A 19,101-nucleotide genomic window follows, 5' to 3' on the forward strand; every position below is an offset into this window, starting at 1 on the left:
TGTCTAGAAAAGGGAACTGTCACGATAATGCCGTGATAGAAAACTTCTTCGGCATCATGAAATCAGAGCTTTTATACTACAAAGAATTTGAAAGTATCGAGCACTTCAAAGAGCAACTGGCAGCATTTATGGATAATTATAATCATCAAAGAATTAAGTCGAAACTCCGCATGAGTCCGATTCAATTTCGTGAGAAATTTAATAAAGCGTCATAAAAAACATTGTCCAAGTTCATGGGTTCATTTCAGCAACGCGATGAGGAGGCTCACCGGCCCCCCGCGGAAAGCGCTCCATTCCCCGGAGTCCGCCCTCTTCTCCAATCTTTTTCAATAAAAAAGAGACACCGGATCCGGTGCCTCTTTTCGCATGTGATTAATGGCCTTCTGCTTCATCGACGTGATGGACGTGCTTCGCGTTTACAGCGACAAACAGCACAGATACCAGCACGACAACCCCCGCTACATAAAACGGTACGCTTGAGTTATATACTTCCGCCAGTTTACCCGCAAGGAACGGTGCCAGCGCACCACCCAAAAAGCGCAGGAAGCTGTAGGCGGCAGAAGCCGTCGAGCGTTCGACAGGGCTTGCGTTCATGACCGCTGTCGTAATGAGCGTATTGTTATTACCGAGCAGCGCACCAGCGAAGATGACCGCAGCGATGACGACCCATTGTGTAGATGTCCAAGCTCCCATAGCAAGGAGAACAAGACCGAAGACGACGAGCATCAGGCACATCGACTTCACGGTTCCGAACCATTTTTGCAGCTTCGGAGCAGTGAAGACGGATGTGACGGCAAGCAGAATTCCCCAACCGAGGAAGACGAATCCGAGTCCGTGTTCATCCAGTCCGAGAACGAACGGGGAATAGGCAAGCAGCGTAAAGAACCCGAAGTTATACAAGGCGGCCGTAATTCCGAGCACCAAGAGAGAACGGTGCTTCAATGCACGGAACGGATCGCCGAGCGATGTTTTTTTCTTAGCAACGCCTGCTGAAGGCTTCGCTTTCGGCATGAGCGTCGTCAGACCGATGAAAGCAATGACCATAAGCGTCGCAACCCCAAGGAACGGTCCTCTCCATGACATCGCTCCAAGCCAGCCTCCAAGGAGTGGACCGACGGAAATGCCGAGACCGATGGCTGCTTCATACAGGATGATCGCTTTTGCGTTTCCGCTGTTGGACAACGTGACGATCGCTGTAAGAGCTGTGGCAACGAACAGGGCGTTACCGAGTCCCCAGCCTCCGCGCAGGAAGACAAGCTCCCAGATTCCGTTGGAAAGACCACCGAGGGCGGAGAAGATCGCGATAATGACGATCCCTGCAAGAAGCGTCTTCTTCATTCCGATTCTCGAAGTGATGAACCCCGTGACGAGCATCGCAACGGCCATGACGGCATTATAACTAGTGAATAAGAGCGTAACCTGACTTGGTTCTGCATCCAGCTGCTCGGCTATGGCAGGCAGGATCGGATCGACAAGACCCAGTCCCATGAAAGCGATGATACAGGCGAAAAAGACCGCCCACACCGATTTCGGCTGATGTAAAATTCCAGGTTCCTCGGCAATAGTCACCGGTGGGACCTGGTTTGTTTGTGTAGACATAATAACATGTCCCCTTTCCTTATAATTTCGAATGGAAGATGTGGCGGATCACATCACCGCGGCTGATGATCCCGACGAGTCTGCCGTCCTTTTCCACCGGAAGCTTTTTGACCTCGTCTTTCCCGAGCAGGGCGGCGACTTCCTCCCCTGCTGTCTCCACCGACGCCGTAAGAACGGAATCATCCGCAAGCTCCATGACGTTCAAGTCGAGAACCTCTTCAATCCGCTCATCGAACGGATGACGATCTCCGGGTATGACCGCTACCGTGTACAAAGAATCGACGAAGAAGTCTTTGTGCTTCCCTATATAACGCATGATGTCTTCCTCACTGATATAGGCGACGATGTTTCCAGATTGATCCGTCACCGGCATCCCGCTGATCTCCTCATGAATCAACTTGGCAAGAACGGTCCGAATCGAATCCGTGTGATTTACGCGATGCACGTCATGCATCATCATATCTTGTGCCTGCATGGTATCTCCCTCTCCCATTTAGTTGCATGATACAAACAATTACTTGTATAATACAACTATAAAAGTTCTTATGTCAAGACAATGCGTTCAACTATGTTATGATAAAAGGAGGAAAAGGATTAATGGAGGTGGCAGGATTGAGTGACAGATCCGTAGAAGTGATCGAACGACAAGTCACAGACTTCATCCGCCGGATCGTATTGACAGAGAAACAGGACGACAGTCTGGAACGTTCGGCATATATTCTGCTCCGTCAGCTGACTACTTATGGTCCGGCCGGAGTGAAAGCCCTTTCGGAAGATCTGCATCTGGACGTTTCGACGATCAGCAGGCAGGCGGCGGCTCTTGTCGCCAAAGGGTATGTAGAGAAGATACCGAATCCAAACGATGGGCGCGCCTACTTCTACCGGATTACAAAGCTCGGTTCCGAAGAACTGGAGGGCAATAAACAGCGCCGGTTTGAGCGTTTGTCCCGCGTGCTTTCTGACTGGACGGACGAAGAACAGGAAACGTTCGGAAGACTATTGAAGAAATACAATGAAACGATCAATAAACGGCTCAACTTATAGCCGAAAAAAAGCCAGGCACGGGTCTCTCCCGTGCCTGGCTTCTATTTGTTCTCAGGAAGCTTGGTTTTCATCGACTTTCGTCAGTGCTTCCTCGAGCGGTTCCCTCAATCCGACAGCGAGCGTCTTCGAATAAAGCGTTCCGATATGGTGTTCATCCCGGTAAACGTACACGTTGCCGATAACCGGCTTACAGCTGTCTTCCTCACAGAAGTAATCCGACAAATCAGCATAGGTCACGTTCCCAGGCAGGTCTTCTGTATTTTCCCACGGTACGACGTCCGCCAGCGCTTCCCTGCGCGGTACCGAACAGTCATCGACAGAATCATTCTGTTCGAGGCAGATGAGCGGATCCTCTTCCATACGAGGATTATCCCGGATGGCGAAAACTTCCGTTATACCTTCAAGTTTCCGCCACTGTTCTTTATACCCGTCCGGAACTTTGTCTCCGGCACCGACCGTCGCTGTCGTGACGACAAGGTCCGGCGGCTCTTCCAACAGTTTCGCAAGCAAATCTTCATTCCATTCCACACACGTCTCATTCAACTTGCCGTTGAAATCGTCGGCAGAGAACCGGCAGGCATCTTTATTATAAACATCGATCTGCAGGTTAAAGTCTTTCGACAATTCCTCAAGCGCCGGGAACCAGTGTCCGGAATGGGAACCACCGACAAGGGCGACCGTATAATCCGGATTTTCCGTCTCCCCTTTGGAGCAATATTCAAGCCCTTCTTCATTCGTGTACGTGAAGCAGCTGTCATCTTCATAAAAAGACGGCAGGTTCTCCTGGACTTCGATCGGCGTCGGATATGGACCTTTATCGTCAGCAGGCTCGATATCCCCCATAACCGCTCTTGCACCCGGGTAGTCTTCTACGACATAGGCCGATCCCTTCACTTGACTGCTGTAAAGGTCCCAAGCCGTATTGAGAGCAAGCGTCGGGATGATGAAGAAGCTGAGTGCGAGAACAATTCTTCGTTTCGCCGTCCGTACGTTCAGCTTCCGGATCGGCTTTTCAATATAATTCACAGAGACGTAGGCAAGAACGACCGTAATGGCAAGAACGATGATTCCAGCCCCTGTGGAGATCGTATCGGTATTGAAGTAGGAGTAATACAAAATAAGCAGCGGAAAATGCCACAGATAAAATCCATACGAAATCCCGCCGAATTTCAGGAACGGCTTCGATCCGAGCAGTTTGTCGACACCGAAGCGTCCTCCGTTCTCCGCAGAAACGATGACGAAGATGACCCCCATTGTCGGCAGGAGAGCGATGTAGCCCGGGAACATCGTCGAAACGGGAACAACCATCCCTGTGAAGACGACGATGGCAAGGCCGACCCACCCCATGACGATGCTGATTCCTCGTTTGAATTTTAAATAAGGAAGCAGCAAGGACAGAATACCGCCGAGGCTGAACTCCCACGCTCTCGCAAACGTATCAAAATAGGCCCACGGCTGATTGACTGCCGTCTTGTAAATCGAATACGCGATGGAACAGGTGAACAAGACGAGCAGCACGCCGAGAAGCGTCTTTCTCACCGGCGTCTTCAATACTTTACGTGCTAAATAATAGGCGAGCATAATGACAAACGGCCACGTAATATAGAACTGCCCTTGCAGCGACAGCGCCCAGAAATGCTGGAACGGGCTGGCAAGGTTGTTCTGAGCCAAATAATCAACCGAACTGAAGGCAAGCTGCCAGTTCTGGAAGTAGAAAGCGGACGAGAACCCTTCCGCAATGATCTGCTTCCACTGCGCCTGCGGCATCACGATGAACGAAAGCACGATCACCGTGAACAGAACCGTGAAGGCAACCGGGAACAGCCGCCTTGCAAGACCAAGGACATATTCCTTGACGTTCAGGCTCCCTTCCCTTACCATCCGTGATAACAGCGAAGTGGTGATCAAGTATCCGGATACGATGAAGAAGACGTCGACCCCTCCGGAAACGGAACCGAGCCATATATGGTAGATAGCGACGAGAAGTGCAGCGACCGCCCGCACACCTTCAATTTCGGGCCGGAACCGCTTTTCCGGCGCTCTTAAATCTTTCATACTATCAAAACCCCCAAGTAATCAACGACGCATTGCTGCAGCATCATTCAGTATAGATACGTTAAGCATAACAGTTTTCCCTAATTTTTTGACCAATTTCCAATAATTTAACAAATGAATTACAATTCGAACTATTCCCTTTTTCAATAGAATGCTAATGATTGAGAATTAACCGGCCCGTTTCTCATCCGATGAAATTGGATATACTAGTAACACATCCGTAAATGTGACAATTTATCGCAGCGGTTGACAAACATGGAGTTTTATTTAATAATAGGTGTCGTATTAGAATTATTATAAATTACTGCTTTTTGAAGCAGAAAACCATAACTCAGGAGGAATTCAACTATGTCTCTAATCGGTAAAGAAGTACAACCATTCGAAGCAAAAGCATTCAAAAACGGTGAATTCGTAGACGTAAGCAACGAAACATTCAAAGGTCAATGGAGCGTTGTCTGCTTCTATCCTGCAGACTTCTCTTTCGTATGCCCTACAGAATTGGAAGACCTTCAGAACCAATACGAAGATCTTAAAGCACTTGGTGCAGAAGTTTACTCTGTATCCACAGATACGCACTTCGTACACAAAGGCTGGCACGACAGCTCTGAAAAAATCGGTAAAATCACTTATACCATGATCGGGGATCCTTCCCAGACGATTACCCGCGGCTTCGACGTCCTTGATGAAGAGTCCGGTCTTGCAGATCGCGGAACGTTCATCATCGATCCAGACGGCGTTGTTCAAACTGTAGAAGTGAACGCAGGCGGAATCGGCCGTGACGCTAGCACGCTTGTAAACAAAATCAAAGCAGCTCAATATGTACGCAACAACCCAGGTGAAGTATGCCCTGCTAAATGGGAAGAAGGATCTGAAACACTTACACCTAGCCTTGATCTAGTAGGTAAAATCTAAGGAGTGACAGTGACTTATGGCACTTGATGCACAAATCAAAGCACAACTAGACCAGTACCTCCAGATGATGGAAGGGGACGTCGTGCTGAAGATCAGTGCAGGCGAGGATGACACATCGAAAGAGATGCTGGCTCTTACAGAAGAGCTGGTATCCATGTCTCCTCGGATCACTGCAGAAACAGCACAACTGAAGCGCACCCCAAGCTTCAGCGTCAACCGTCCGGGCGAAGAAACAGGCATCACATTCGCCGGCGTACCTTTGGGACACGAATTCACTTCCCTCGTCCTTGCCTTGCTGCAAGTGAGCGGAAGAGCTCCCAAAGCTGACGAAAACGTCCTTGAACAAATCAGAAACATCAATGGAACGTACCATTTCGAAACGTATGTCAGCCTGACATGCCATAATTGTCCAGATGTTGTCCAAGCGCTTAACTTGATGAGTGTCGTCAATCCGAACATCACCCACACGATGATCGATGGTGCCGCTTTTAAAGAAGAAGCAGAAAGCAACAACGTCATGGCTGTACCTTCCGTATATCTGAACGGCGAATTCTTCGGCGGCGGACGCATGAGCCTGGAAGAGATCGTCAGTCAGATCGGAGACGGTCCGGACCCGGATGAGTTCAACAACAAAGATCCGTATGAAGTCCTTGTCGTCGGCGGCGGCCCTGCAGGAGCATCTGCAGCGATTTATACCGCCCGTAAAGGAATCCGTACTGGAATCGTTGCCGAACGCTTCGGAGGACAGGTACAGGATACGATGAGCATCGAGAACTTCATCAGTGTGAAGAAGACCGAAGGCCCGAAACTGGCTGCAAGTCTGGAAGAACACGTGAAGGACTATGAGGTCGACGTCATGAACCTTCAGCAGGCCCGCTCGCTTGAGAAGAACGATCTGTTCGAACTTGAGCTTGAGAACGGCGGCGTACTGAAGAGTAAAACCGTCATCATCTCCACAGGTGCCCGCTGGCGTCAGCTCGGCGTACCGGGAGAAGAAGAATTCAAGAACAAAGGTGTCGCTTACTGTCCACACTGTGACGGCCCGTTGTTCGAAGGCAAAGACGTAGCAGTCATCGGCGGCGGAAACTCCGGTGTCGAGGCGGCGATCGACCTTGCCGGTATCGTGAAACACGTCACGGTCCTTGAATTCGGCGCGGAACTGCGTGCAGATGAAGTGCTGCAGGAACGCCTGCACAGCCTTCCGAACGTAACCGTCCTTACAAATGCACAGACGACGGAAATCACCGGCTCTGATAATGTGAATGGTCTCACGTACATCGATCGTGAAACCGAAGAAGAGAAGCATGTCGAGCTTGATGGTGTCTTCGTCCAAATCGGTCTCGTACCGAATACCGAGTGGCTCGGTGACTTCGTCGATCGAACACGCACAGGCGAAATCGTCGTCGATAAACGCGGCGCAACGAGCGTACCCGGCCTGTTCGCAGCCGGCGACTGTACCGACAGCCCGTACAACCAAATCATCATTTCCATGGGAGATGGAGCGAATGCAGCCTTGGGTGCGTTCGACCACCTGATCCGTAACTGATGGAATTTAAGCCCTGTCTTTTCGAAGACAGGCTTTTTTAGTCTGCCGCGAAACTCTAAGGAACAGGTAAAGCCTTCCCCCCTTTGAAATATGAATCAGGCTGCATCAATAAATCAAAGGAAAGGCGTGTATGGTAAAGGGTGGAGGGGAATAGAGCAGACTCCTGTGGGAATGGTGGCACAGGTAAGACCCCGGAAAGCGCTCTATTCCCCGGAGCCCGCTCTCTACCTGAAAATCACTTCCTCTTTTCGAAGTCAGAACTTAACAGGCTGTCGGGAAACTTAAGTGGCTAAAGCAAATATAGTTAACCTACGGAGAGTTTTGACGGTGAGGGAGTTATCTGCTATGATAAGCGCGTTATTCAGCGGACTCTTTCAAGAGCCCAGTTTTCCACTGTCCGCACCGCCGGACGGTTGGCATGGAGGCTTATTCAAACATGAAGGCAGGAAAGATACTTACCCGTATCACCCACCGCCAATGGATCGTCATCACCCTGCTCGCCATCACCTGCATCGCTTCGATGGTATTCGTCAACCATAATGCCGGACTTTACGGCCGCACGATTGCAGAAGTGACCGATACGAAGACGGTCGATACGGAGAATGTTACAGACATCCACGACAATAAAGACACCATTTCTACACAAACCATTTCCGGGGAAATATTGAACGGACCCTATAAGGGTAAAAAAATCGACATGAGCAACGAATACTCTTCTTCGGAAGCATACGACCAAAAGTACGAGGAAGGGAATGAAGTGTTTGTTTCCATCGATGAAGATTCGCTGCAGGAAGATGGACTGACCGGTGCGATCATCGATGCAAAGCGTGACAAATACGTCCTCGCTGCCGCCTGGGTCTTCCTTTTTCTACTGCTGATTGTCGGCAGAAAGCGCGGCGCACTCTCGATTGTCAGCCTCGTCGTCAACGCAGCCTTGATGTACTTCGCGCTCGATCTTTATATCGCCAATTCCGACGGTACCCTGCTCTTTATCTGCAGCGGGCTCGTCATTTTGTTCAGCATCTGTTCACTCCTTTTCTTAAACGGATTCAATCAGAAGACGTATGCTGCCATTCTATCTACGCTGATCGGCATTTCCGTTTCTTTAGCGATCGCCTATTTCGTCATCCAGGCCCTGCAGGGGAACGGCCTCCGCTATGAGGAAATGCAGTATTTGACCCGTCCGTACAGGGAAGTATTCATGGCCGGGCTGTTCATCGGCTCGCTTGGTGCCGTGATGGACGTATCGATCACGATCGCTTCGTCACTGTTCGGACTCTATGAGAAGGATGCCGCCATCACAGGAAAGGCATTGCGGAAATCCGGTATGGACATCGGAAAGGACGTCATGGGGACCCTGACGAGCATCTTGTTCTTCGTCTATGCGGCCGGCTCGATCCCGTCGATTCTTCTCTACTTGAAGAATACATCGCCGCTCGGCTTCACGCTGTCCATGAATCTGTCGCTTGAAATAGCCCGGGCGCTTGTCGGCGGCATTGGCATTGTCCTGACAATCCCGATCAGTGTCTACACTACACTGTTCATCATTAACGCAAAGAGGAAGAGATCATGAATGTACTAGTCGCCTTAACCGCCATATTATTCCTATTGATGGTCCTCGTCGGAGGAAAAAAAGGAGTGCGATCGTTCGCTTCGTTATTCTTCAACTTCGTCATTCTCATCGTCGCGCTGTTTTTCATGCTCGATCCGCACATCAATCCGATCATCGTGACCATCATCGCCTGTGCGGTCATCAGCTACGTCAACCTGATTTACGTGAACGACTGGAATTTGAAGACGGGCACCGCGTTTCTCGCTACGATGGTCACGATCGCCATTTTGCTCGTCGGCATCCATTTGATTACAGATATGTCAATGATCCAAGGGTTCAGTGAAGAAGATTCCGACAGCCTCGCGCCCTACTCGTTATACATCGGGCTTGATTTCGTGAAAATCGCCGCCTCCGTCATCATCATCGGGACGATCGGCGCCATCACGGAAGTGGCGATTTCCATCACGTCATCGATGAGTGAGGTGCAGCACCACCATCCGGAGATCTCAAGGAAGGACTTGTTCGTCTCCGGCATGAACGTCGGCCGCGACATCCTCGGAACGGATACGAACACGCTGTTCTTCGCCTTCTTCGGCGGCTACCTTGCCCTGCTTATCTGGTTCAAGGATTTGGACTATTCGCTGGGCGAAATCGTCAATTCCAAAGTGTTCAGTGAAGAGATGATTGCGATCTTTTGTGCCGGCATCGGCATTGCGCTCATCATCCCGGTCGCAGCGGCCATCCATTCCTTTTTCGCGGTGCGGAAGAAGGCGATGGCTGCTGAATAATAGCCCTTAGAAGAGGACGGGGCGTCCCCATTTACCGGAGCCCGCTCTCCAAACAAAAAAGCGTCCGGCTCGTAAGCCGGACGCTTTTTCTATACTATCTATCTCCAAACTTCCTCTGCAATTTCAAGCACGTGGCGGATCTTCGCCCACTGTGCTTCCTCTGAAATCACATTCCCCTCTTCCGTCGAAGCGAACCCGCACTGCGGGCTGAGACAGAGCTGGGACATCGGCACATAGTCGGATGCCTCTAAGATCCGGGCTTTGATGCGGTCCGGGTCTTCCAGTTCGCCGGTCTTCGATGTAATCAGGCCGAGGACGACCGACAGATCCGGGCGGTTGACGTGACGGAGCGGTTCGAAGCCGCCGGAGCGTTCATCATCGAATTCCAGGAACAAGCCGTCGACGTCCAAACCGTCGAAGATCGTCTCCGACAGCGCTTCATAGCTCCCTGTCGTCATGAAGGTCGAACGGAAGTTTCCGCGGCAGATGTGCATCGTGATCAACAGGTCTTCCGGACGCTCTGCAATCGATTCGTTGATCGAACGGGCACACAGGGTAGCGGCACGTTCCGGATCGCGGCCTTCCGCAGCAATCGCTTCTCTGCCTTTTTCCGAGAAAAAGCTTGCCCAGGCGGTATCATCGAGCTGCAGGTAGCGGCACCCTTCTTCGTAAATCCGCTGGATGAATCCTTGGTACGCATCCACCAAATCCGCGAGCAGCGCTTCATCCGTCGGGTAGATCTCCCTGTCGATGTCGGCACGGAACAGCAGCATGTTAGGGCTCGGAATCGTCAGCTTTGCGACGGAATCGCCGGCGATCTCTTTCAGGAAACGGAAGTCCCTGATCGCCGGATGATCCGTGAACCCGACCTTTCCAGTCACTTTGACACCGCGCGCCTTCGTCTCCACCCCGTCGAACTGAAGTCCCTTCTCCTTGTCGTAGCCTTCCACTCCATCGAGTCCTTCAAGGAAATCGAAGTGCCACCAGCTGCGACGGAAATCCCCGTCTGTCACGGCAGGAAGTCCTGCCTCTTTCTGTTTCGCGACAAGCTTCGTTATCTCTTCGTCTTCGATCCGGCGCAGCTCTTCTTGGGAAATCGTCTCCTCCGCTTTCTGCCGGCGCGCTTCCTTCAAACGCTCGGGTCTCAGGAAGCTCCCGACATGATCGCCTTTGAATGGAGCTCGTTTGATGGTTGAATTCGTCATCTCTATCATCCTTCTTCCGTTGAAATTAAAAAAATCCACACTTCTCACCATAAGAAGAGCGGATTACCTGCGTATCTAACCTCTTCTCATCTGCAAGCACGTACGCTTCTGGAATTAGCACAGTACCCGTCAGGAGTCTGCTGCTAAGGCTTCAAAGGGCCAGTCCCTCCACCTTTCTCGATAAGAACGTTTATCTATGAAGTTGTTAGCCCCACTATACAGCAATTCCCAAACGATTGGCAACCCGTTGTCGGAAAATTTTGTCGATAAGTCGGACGTACGACCTGTCTCTGTTTTATTGCTAACTTTTTCCAATTCAGCTACTTTAAACATATGTTCCATGAATCAAACATTTGTCCGGAGGGCTGTCTATGTTACCAAACAAACTGACCGACCGCGAACGTCAGGTCTATGAACAGATTGCAAATAACCCGTATATTTCCCAACACGACCTCTCCCAAATCCTCGCCTTGTCCCGGTCCACCGTCGCCAACGTCATCTCCCAGCTTGTACAGAAAAACATTCTGCTCGGCCGCGCCTATGTCCTGAATCATTCCCGTCCTGTCCTCTGCATCGGTGCCGCCAACGTCGACCGCAAGTATCACTGCCTGGAGCGCTTCGACTATAAGACATCGAATCCGGTGCGGTCGACCGCAAGCGCCGGCGGCGTCGCCAGAAACATCGCAGAAAACCTCGGGCGCCTCGGAAACCGGCCGACACTCATCACTGCTGCCGGCAGAGATGCCGACTGGGAAATCATCGCCCGCGCCTCTGCCGAGTATATCATAATGGACGGCGTCCTCCATCTGCCGGACCGGAACACAGGCACGTACACCGCTGTCCTCGACGAGCATGGAGAAATGACGATGGCCTTCGCCGATATGGCTATTTACGACGCTGTTCTTCCGGAGGAGATCCGTCGTCACGAGAAGAAATGGAAGCAGGCCGAATGCGTCATCGCCGATTTGAACTGCCCGCAGGAGACGCTCGCCTTCCTGCTTAAGGAAGCAGCCGCCGACCACACGCCGGTCGCCTTCATCACCGTCTCGATACCGAAAATGAAGCGGCTGCCCTCGGATATCAGCGGCCTGACGTGGCTGATGACGAACGTCGAAGAAAGCGCCGCACACTTCGACATTCCCATTCAAAACGAAGCCCAGTGGAAAGACGCCGTTGAACACTGGCTCGCCTGCGGTGTCCGCTATGTCACGGTGACGTGGGGCAAGCGGGGTGTCATGGTCGGGGAAAGCGGCGGCAGCATCCGCCACTATCCCGCCCCTGCCCTCGACACGACCGTAGACGTCACCGGCGCCGGAGATGCATTCTCCGCTGCTGTGCTGCACGCCTGGCTCGACGGCAGTCCACTGTCCGAAGCCGTCCATGCCGGACTGAAGAGCGCCGCCCTCTGCGTCCAGACGACAGCGACCGTCCATTCCGATTTGACGACCCATCTATTAAAAAAACAGGAGGAGTTCCTATGAATCTCAATCCCTATCTCTCCCTATCACAAGAAGTGAACGAAGCTTTGGAAACAGGAAAGCCTGTCGTCGCCCTCGAATCCACCATCATCTCCCACGGTATGCCGTATCCTGAAAACATCGAAACGGCGAAGGAAGTCGAGCGGATCATCCGGGATAACGGAGCCGTCCCGGCGACGATCGCCATCCTTGACGGCCGGATCAAAATCGGACTGACAGCGGAAGAATTGACAGCGCTCGCCTCAAGGGATGATATCACCAAAGCTTCCCGTAAAGACCTCCCGTATCTGCTTGCGACCGGCCGCTCCGGTGCGACGACGGTAGCCGCAACGATGATTTGTGCCGACCTCGCCGGCATCCGCCTGTTCGTGACCGGCGGCATCGGCGGCGTCCACCGCGGGGCCGAAACGACGATGGACATATCGGCAGACCTGGAGGAGCTCGCCAGGACGAACGTCGCAGTCATCTGTGCCGGTGCGAAATCGATCCTCGACCTCGGCCTGACCCTCGAGTATCTGGAAACGAAAGGAGTACCAGTGATGGGGTATCAGACCGACTCCCTTCCTGCCTTCTTCACGCGCACATCCGAGTTTGCCGTCCATTTCCGCGTCGATGACGCAGAGGAAATCGGGCGCATCCTTCATACGAAATGGGAGCTCGGTCTTCAAGGAGGAGCCGTCATCGCCAACCCGATCCCTTCCGGTCACGCCCTTGATGCGTCCTACGTGACGGGCGTTATCGAAGCGGCGCTCGTTGAAGCGAAGCAGCAGAGCATCACAGGCAAGGACGTCACACCGTTCCTGCTGGATCACGTCAACCGCGCCACCGAAGGCAGAAGCCTCGCCGCTAACATCGAACTTATCAAAGCGAATGCCGGACTCGGAGCCGCTGCAGCCGTCGCTTTTTATGAACAAAAGAAAAAAGCCTATCAGCGATAGGCTTGTCCAGGAAGAAGCTTTGTTTCCATCCGCCGGCGGGAAAAGGGGGTACCTTTCCCCTTCTCCGACCCGATCGGCGACTGCTTTTGGAAAACGATATGCTTCTTATTTTTTCTTCTTTCTATACACCCCTAACTAAAGATCAGTTCCTTTTTTGCCAGACCAAGCGCCTCATCTGTCGTACGGTGGATATCCTGGATCATCCGCGGGTGATCGACGAGCGATACGCCGTAGGATGGAATCATCTTGGCGAGCTTCGGCTTCCATTGATCGATATGGTCAGGGAAGCAGCGGTTCAGCACATCGATCATGACGTGCACGGCTGTCGACGCCCCCGGGGATGCCCCGAGCAAAGCCGCAATCGAACCGTCCGCACTGTTCACGACTTCCGTCCCGAACTGGAGCGTTCCTTTGCCGCCTTCCTTCGTATCCTTGATTACCTGGACACGCTGGCCGGCAACGACGAGGTCCCAGTCGGAGCTCTTCGCATTCGGGATGAACTCCCGTAAAGCATCCATCCGCTGCTCCTTCGACAGGAGTACCTGCTGAATCAAATACTTCGTCAGCGCCATTTCCTTCATTCCCGCTGCAAGCATCGTCAAAATGTTGCCCGGTTTGATCGATGTGAACAAATCCATCAATGAACCTGTCTTCAGGAACTTCGGCGAGAACCCTGCGAACGGACCGAACAACAGCGTCTTCTGATCGCCGATATAGCGGGTATCCAAGTGCGGCACCGACATCGGCGGTGCACCTACAGGAGCTTTGCCGTACACCTTCGCTTCATGCTGTTCGACAATCTCCGGATTCTTGCAGACAAGGAACTGCCCCCCGACAGGGAAACCACCGATTCCTTTGCCTTCCGGGATGCCGGACTTCTGCAGAAGATGGAGACTTCCACCACCCGCACCGAGGAATACGAAATCCGCCTTCCGGGTTTCCAGCTTATCGTTCTTATCATCGTACATCTTCAATTCCCAGCGGCCGTCGTTCGTCCGATATAAATCCTTGACGTGGTGATGATGCTGCACTTCCACCCCTTTGGCCTCCAGATTCTGAAACAGCTTCCTTGTCAAGGAACCGAAGTTGACGTCGGTACCGCTATCCATCTTCGTCGCCGCGACCGGTCCGTGAGTATGGCGGTCGTTCATGATGAGCGGAATCCACTCTTTCAACTGCTCTGGATCTTCCGAATACTCCATCCCTTTGAAAAGAGGATTTTGTGACATCGCATCATAGCGCTTCTTCAGGAAGTCGACATTCTCTCCTCCGAAGACGAGACTCATGTGGGGCAGTGGCCGGATGAACTGTTCCGGGTCCTTCAACTGGCCGGTCTTCACCAAATGAGACCAGAACTGTTTGGACACCTGAAACTGTTCATTGATCGAGACAGCCTTCGTCATATCGATCGAACCATCCGCCTTTTCCTTCGTGTAATTCAACTCACACAAAGCCGCATGGCCAGTCCCTGCATTATTCCATTCATTCGAGCTTTCTTCTCCGGGCGTTCCGAGCTTCTCAAAAACGGTAATGTTCCAATTTGGGGCTAATTCTTTCAAGAGTGAACCGAGGGTCGCACTCATAATGCCAGCACCTATCAAGATCACGTCTGTTTTCGTTTCTCTGCTGCTCATATTAACCATCCTTATATCATGAAATTTGCAGAAAAGATGCCGAGGTCACAAAATCGCACCTCTCCTGTCATTTAATGACCCTGTCTCTATGATACCGCTTTATACACCGAAAAGTCACTATTATCTAACAATTATATACAATTTTTCATATCGGAAAACGGCAGGAAAGGCGTCTGTCCGCACATGACCAAGGAAAAATACGTTCTCCGATATAGTAAGAAAAGAAAGCATGTCCCGTGCATGCAAAAAACACATGGGACGAAAATTGGAATCGTGCTACCATTTCCCATAGAAAGGGTGCTATGTATCTTCCTGAAACCATGACAAAATAGGTTCCGGATCTCCTCACATTTTTACTTTTGTATCAGAAGAAAGGATGCTCGCCGTGAAGGGCGGAGGGAAATGGGCAGACTCCGACGGGATTAGCGGAAGAGGTGAGACCCCGGAAGAGCGCAGCGATGAGGAGGCTCACCGGCCGCCCCGTGGAAAGCGTCCCATTTCCCGGAGCCCGTCCCTCTTACCTGAAAATATTTTTTTCAAAAAGCAGAAGAGAGGCGTAGATTACGCCTCTCCTGATTCCTTCTCCTTAAGCAGCTGCCGTCTCTTCCTGGCAACGGTCGAAGCGACGACGGCATAGCCCATCAAGAAGATGGCAAGCAGACTGTACGCCGCTCCTTCAAAACCTCGGATCATGACGAAGCCGACAAAAAACAGGATGGTGGCAGCCAGGGCCGCCAGCATCGTCGGCAGCATCTTCACCAGCAGCGGCAGATTCTTCTGCGCCAGCCAGTACGAGAGTATCACGACCAGCACCCCGGGAATCGTCGCAACGAGAAATGGTCCCCCAATCATCATCCTTTCCGCCTCCAATCCGATTAGATTAAGCTAATACTATCCAATATTAACCCGTTCAGCAAGGGGCATTCTCCCAATCTACAAGAAACGAAAAAAAACGCCGGAGTCTCCGACGTTTTTCGTCATTTTTCATAGTAGTAACAGGGACAGACCAGGGGCAAGGATCGACACGATGACGGCGCTCAGCACCATGGCGATCGTACTGATCGAGCCTTCCAGCGTATCGCGCTCCATCGCCGTCGCTGTTCCGATGGCGTGGGAGGCACTTCCCATCCCGACGCCGCGCCCGATCCGGTGCGTCAGGTTCGTATAGCGCATGACGAACGGATGGATCAGCACACCGCCGATGCCGGCGATCATGACGAAGACAGCGGCGAGCGGCATCGCACCGCCCGTCGATTCGGCAATGGACATCGCAACAGGCGTCGTCACGGATTTCGGGACGATCGAATGGATGATCAGGCTGCTGAATCCTGCCCACTTACTGAGGAGCAGACCTGACGTGATGCCGACGATGGCACCGATGAACGTACCTGTGACGATCGGGACGAGCATACGCTTCAGAATCTCCCTGTATTGATACAACGGATACGCAAGCGCCACGACGGCCGGCCCCAGCAGGTGATCGATCCATTTCCCGCCTGTCATATACGTTTCATACGGCAGGTGGAAGACGAGGAGGAACGCGATGATGATCACCGTGGAGACGATGATCGGCGCCGTGTACATCCGGTTGTGCTTCCGGTAAACGAAGGTCGCCGCCTTATAGGCAGCCACCGTGAGGACGACCATGAAGATTCCGATACCTATCTCCTTCATGCTTCCTCCCTCCTTCTGACCATCCGCTGGGTGACGACTCCGGAGAGCCCCATCACAAGCGCGGTGCTGAGAAGGCCGATCACGATCAGAAGCAGCCCTTTTCCTTTAAAGACGTAAGCGTAACTGATGATACCGACGGTCGCAGGGATGAAGAAGAACGGGAGGTTCGCGATCATGAAGCCCGTCCCTTTCCGGAACCACTTCTCCGGTACCGCCTTCAGCATCAATAATACGAATAACAGAAGCAGGCCGATGACGCTGCCGGGAATGAACAGGTGGAGCGCCGACTGGATCCACGTCCCGATCAGATAAATAAGATAGAGTCCGGCTATTTGTAAGAGAATCTTTGCTGCTTTTGACACAATGAATCCTTCTTTCCTTAATGAACTTCCAACCCCTAGTATAGTACGCTTCCCGTCTCAGGTCACCGTTTTTGCAGGTAGAAAAATGCCCCCGATGTTACGTAAGCGTCTTCTTTTGCCTGCCCATGCGCTTGAACTCATACATCTTCCGGTCGGCTGCCGTGTACAGTTCCTCTGTCGACATGCCCGGCTCATACGCTTGATAACCGTAGCTGAAACGAGTCTGGCGGAGAAGCGCCTCCTCCTGCCGCTTCAACTTCCGCTCGACTTCCGTGACCGCAGGCACGACGTTCCGGATCTCCTTCTCGACGACGACGATGAATTCATCCCCGCCGAGGCGGGCGCAAAGCCCTTTGTGCTGGAAGACCTTCTTCAACACACGGGCAAAGCCGACGAGAACCTGATCGCCCTCTCGGTGGCCGTATTTATCGTTGACTTCCTTGAAATGGTTGAGATCGATCAACAGTATGCCGAAGGGACGACGGATCTCGATCAGGTGATTGACATAGACTTCATAACTCTGCCGGTTATAGAGCTTCGTCAGGAAATCCTCCTCCGTCGTCGCCGATTCAAGAAACGTATAGGAGACGAGAATCCCGATCACGATTGCCGTCCATGAGAAATAGATCCGCGATTCGAACAGCTGGACGACCATTCCGACGATCGGCAGCGCAAAGAAAAGGAGGAAGAGACCGGTGACATACGAGGGCAGCCGCTTTCGATTCTTAATAACGAATGCGAACATATAGACATATTGACTGCCGAGGACGACGTAATGGACGTCTTTGAACGCGGCGCTGCTGTATTTATTGATGCCCGGTTCGACGTCGAAGTAGATAGGATGATAGATATTGATGAGAAGGACAGCAAGCGTCACGATGCTGAGCTGCTGGTAGTACATGCGTTTCTGCACACGGGAAGGATCTTTGAAAAGGTGGTAATCGACATACGACAGCATCAGACCGCCGAGGACCGGTCCGATCAGGAACAGGAGGAAGTTGGTCGAATACTCGAGTACGAATGCCCCGGGGAACAGCTTCTTGTCGAAAATCCACGTCATCGGTTCGAGAACGATCGCACAGGCGGTCGCTGCCATGATCGTCTTCAGCACCTTCTTCCCGAAGCTCTCCACCTTGGACTTCGCCCGCATGATCATATACAGGACAGCCAGAATGACAAGGGCAAATAGATTGATTTGAAACTGCACGATGATCTCCATACACCGCTCCCCTATACCGATAGATTTTCTTCTTACTTTCTACCTTTCTCCCATACTCTCCTGCATCCCGAACAGCAAAACGTCCTTTTTCAGTAAAAAAACAACAAAAAACGCCCTCATCCGAGGACGTTTTTCACCATCATTTTCTTTCAAGGAATGCACGCATATAACCATTGACCTCTGCCGGCTTCTCGTGGTGCGGCGCATGGCCGACCCCCGGCATACGGTGGATCGTGATATCCGGAACATACGCTTCGATCCCGTCCAGGTTACTGTTCTCAAAAGCGATATCGTCATCGCCCCAGATCAGGAGTGTCGGCGCTTCGAACGTGTCATACGGCAGGCGGAGCGGCTTCTTCAGATGCTCCTCGAACGGGAAGAAGGAAATCGCCCGGTAATAGTTCAGCATCGCGTTCATCGCTCCCGGCTGTGTCCAGGCATCGACGTATTTCTGCGCCTCCTCCTCGGTCAGGTAGCCTTTCTCGAGCCCCGGATAGGTCACAATCTTCTTCACCCGCTCCGCATCATTCTGAAGCAGGAGCTCATGCGCATCCGGACGCTGGAAGAATCCCATATAGCTGCTCGCTTCCCGCTGGGCCGGATTCTCCGCAAGCTCCCGACGGAACGTATGCGGATGCGGCGCATCGAACATGATCAGTTTTTTCACATAAGAAGGGTCCGTATAGGCAAGCGACCAGGCAATCGCACCGCCCCAGTCATGCGCGACGAGGATACATTCCTTCTCTCCGAACGCTTCGATCACTTTCTTCACATCATCAACGAGAATCTTCATCTTATAAGCCTCGACATCCTCCGGCTTATCGGAGAGGTTGTAGCCGCGCATATCGACCGCGACGACCTTATAATCCTCCGCGAAGGCTTCCATCTGATGGTTCCAGTTGTACCAGAAGTACGGGAATCCGTGAAGGAACAGCATCAGCTCTCCTTCTCCTTTGGTAACGTAATGAAGATGGACATCATTCACTTTTACATAGTCTTCTTTCCACATCTGCCTCATCCTTTCTGCTAAAACTTTCCACATCGAGACACTTTACTCCTCCCCCGGAATGGAATCAATGAAACAGACCTCTCTAC

At 52.1% G+C, this 19,101-nt stretch carries 18 protein-coding genes and 1 riboswitch; of the genes, 8 read left to right on the top strand and 10 right to left on the bottom strand.

The window, feature by feature from the left end; genetic code table 11:
* The coding region (locus D479_RS04790; protein ID WP_008634288.1) for an IS3 family transposase at positions 1-215 on the top strand (215 nt) is incomplete at its 5' end.
* A gap of 157 nt (positions 216-372) precedes the next feature.
* On the opposite strand, the gene D479_RS04795 is transcribed toward D479_RS04790, so the two are convergent.
* Complete coding sequence (locus tag D479_RS04795; protein WP_008634289.1) at positions 373-1,599, bottom strand: MFS transporter; 1,227 nt, start codon at positions 1,597-1,599, stop codon at positions 373-375.
* Positions 1,600-1,618: 19 nt separating this feature from the next.
* Complete coding sequence (locus D479_RS04800; RefSeq protein WP_008634290.1) at positions 1,619-2,074, bottom strand: CBS domain-containing protein; 456 nt, start codon at positions 2,072-2,074, stop codon at positions 1,619-1,621.
* 122 nt (positions 2,075-2,196) lie between these two features.
* Here D479_RS04800 and D479_RS04805 point away from each other — a divergent pair, with 122 nt between their 5' ends.
* Positions 2,197-2,643, top strand: coding sequence for a MarR family transcriptional regulator (locus tag D479_RS04805; RefSeq protein ID WP_008634291.1), 447 nt, complete (start codon positions 2,197-2,199; stop codon positions 2,641-2,643).
* Positions 2,644-2,694: 51 nt separating this feature from the next.
* On the opposite strand, the gene D479_RS04810 is transcribed toward D479_RS04805, so the two are convergent.
* A complete protein-coding gene (locus D479_RS04810) occupies positions 2,695-4,698 on the bottom strand; it encodes an acyltransferase family protein (RefSeq protein ID WP_008634292.1) in 2,004 nt (667 codons plus the stop codon).
* Between the two features lie 348 nt (positions 4,699-5,046).
* On the opposite strand from D479_RS04810, the gene ahpC reads away from it, so the two are divergent.
* The 4 genes from ahpC (at position 5,047) to D479_RS04830 (ending at position 9,496) form a co-directional block, all read left to right on the top strand.
* A complete protein-coding gene (gene ahpC, locus D479_RS04815; RefSeq protein WP_008634293.1) occupies positions 5,047-5,610 on the top strand; it encodes an alkyl hydroperoxide reductase subunit C in 564 nt (187 codons plus the stop codon).
* A 16-nt stretch (positions 5,611-5,626) separates the two neighbouring features.
* A complete protein-coding gene (gene ahpF, locus D479_RS04820; protein WP_008634295.1) occupies positions 5,627-7,156 on the top strand; it encodes an alkyl hydroperoxide reductase subunit F in 1,530 nt (509 codons plus the stop codon).
* A 436-nt stretch (positions 7,157-7,592) separates the two neighbouring features.
* Positions 7,593-8,729 (top strand): YibE/F family protein, encoded by a 1,137-nt coding sequence (locus tag D479_RS04825; protein WP_008634296.1) that lies wholly within the window; start codon positions 7,593-7,595, stop codon positions 8,727-8,729.
* Positions 8,726-9,496, top strand: coding sequence for a YibE/F family protein (locus tag D479_RS04830; protein ID WP_008634297.1), 771 nt, complete (start codon positions 8,726-8,728; stop codon positions 9,494-9,496). Before D479_RS04825 ends, D479_RS04830 begins: the two co-directional genes overlap by 4 nt.
* 98 nt (positions 9,497-9,594) lie before the next feature.
* Here D479_RS04830 and D479_RS04835 read toward each other — a convergent pair whose 3' ends face one another.
* Positions 9,595-10,701: a 5-methyltetrahydropteroyltriglutamate--homocysteine S-methyltransferase gene (locus D479_RS04835; RefSeq protein WP_008634299.1), complete on the bottom strand. Its 1,107-nt coding sequence runs from the start codon at positions 10,699-10,701 to the stop codon at positions 9,595-9,597.
* An 83-nt stretch (positions 10,702-10,784) separates the two neighbouring features.
* Positions 10,785-10,888: riboswitch (SAM riboswitch) on the bottom strand.
* Positions 10,889-11,072: 184 nt separating this feature from the next.
* On the opposite strand from D479_RS04835, the gene D479_RS04840 reads away from it, so the two are divergent.
* Together D479_RS04840 and D479_RS04845 are read left to right on the top strand one after the other, a co-directional pair.
* Positions 11,073-12,182 carry a PfkB family carbohydrate kinase gene (locus tag D479_RS04840; protein ID WP_008634301.1) on the top strand — a complete coding sequence of 370 codons (1,110 nt, stop codon included), beginning with the start codon at positions 11,073-11,075 and terminating at the stop codon, positions 12,180-12,182.
* On the top strand, positions 12,179-13,117 hold the full coding sequence (locus D479_RS04845) for a pseudouridine-5'-phosphate glycosidase (RefSeq protein WP_008634303.1): 939 nt from the start codon (positions 12,179-12,181) through the stop codon (positions 13,115-13,117). The genes D479_RS04840 and D479_RS04845 overlap by 4 nt, the downstream gene beginning before the upstream one ends.
* 131 nt (positions 13,118-13,248) lie before the next feature.
* On the opposite strand, the gene D479_RS04850 is transcribed toward D479_RS04845, so the two are convergent.
* The 6 genes from D479_RS04850 to D479_RS04875 all read right to left on the bottom strand — a co-directional run bounded on the left by D479_RS04850 (position 13,249) and on the right by D479_RS04875 (position 19,048).
* Positions 13,249-14,751, bottom strand: a complete 1,503-nt coding sequence (locus D479_RS04850) for a malate:quinone oxidoreductase (protein WP_008634305.1) — start codon at positions 14,749-14,751, stop codon at positions 13,249-13,251.
* Positions 14,752-15,312: 561 nt separating this feature from the next.
* Positions 15,313-15,606 (bottom strand): YesK family protein, encoded by a 294-nt coding sequence (locus D479_RS04855; protein ID WP_008634307.1) that lies wholly within the window; start codon positions 15,604-15,606, stop codon positions 15,313-15,315.
* Positions 15,607-15,735: 129 nt separating this feature from the next.
* A complete protein-coding gene (locus D479_RS04860; RefSeq protein ID WP_008634309.1) occupies positions 15,736-16,425 on the bottom strand; it encodes an LrgB family protein in 690 nt (229 codons plus the stop codon).
* Positions 16,422-16,787, bottom strand: coding sequence for a CidA/LrgA family protein (locus D479_RS04865; protein ID WP_008634316.1), 366 nt, complete (start codon positions 16,785-16,787; stop codon positions 16,422-16,424). The genes D479_RS04860 and D479_RS04865 overlap by 4 nt, the downstream gene beginning before the upstream one ends.
* Positions 16,788-16,884: 97 nt before the next feature.
* Positions 16,885-18,006, bottom strand: coding sequence for a GGDEF domain-containing protein (locus D479_RS04870; protein ID WP_008634318.1), 1,122 nt, complete (start codon positions 18,004-18,006; stop codon positions 16,885-16,887).
* A gap of 139 nt (positions 18,007-18,145) precedes the next feature.
* A complete protein-coding gene (locus D479_RS04875; RefSeq protein WP_008634319.1) occupies positions 18,146-19,048 on the bottom strand; it encodes an alpha/beta hydrolase in 903 nt (300 codons plus the stop codon).
* Positions 19,049-19,101 lie beyond the last annotated feature (53 nt).

The sequence above is a fragment of the Halobacillus sp. BAB-2008 genome, assembly GCF_000328325.1.
Taxonomy (GTDB): Bacteria; Bacillota; Bacilli; order Bacillales; family Halobacillaceae; genus Halobacillus.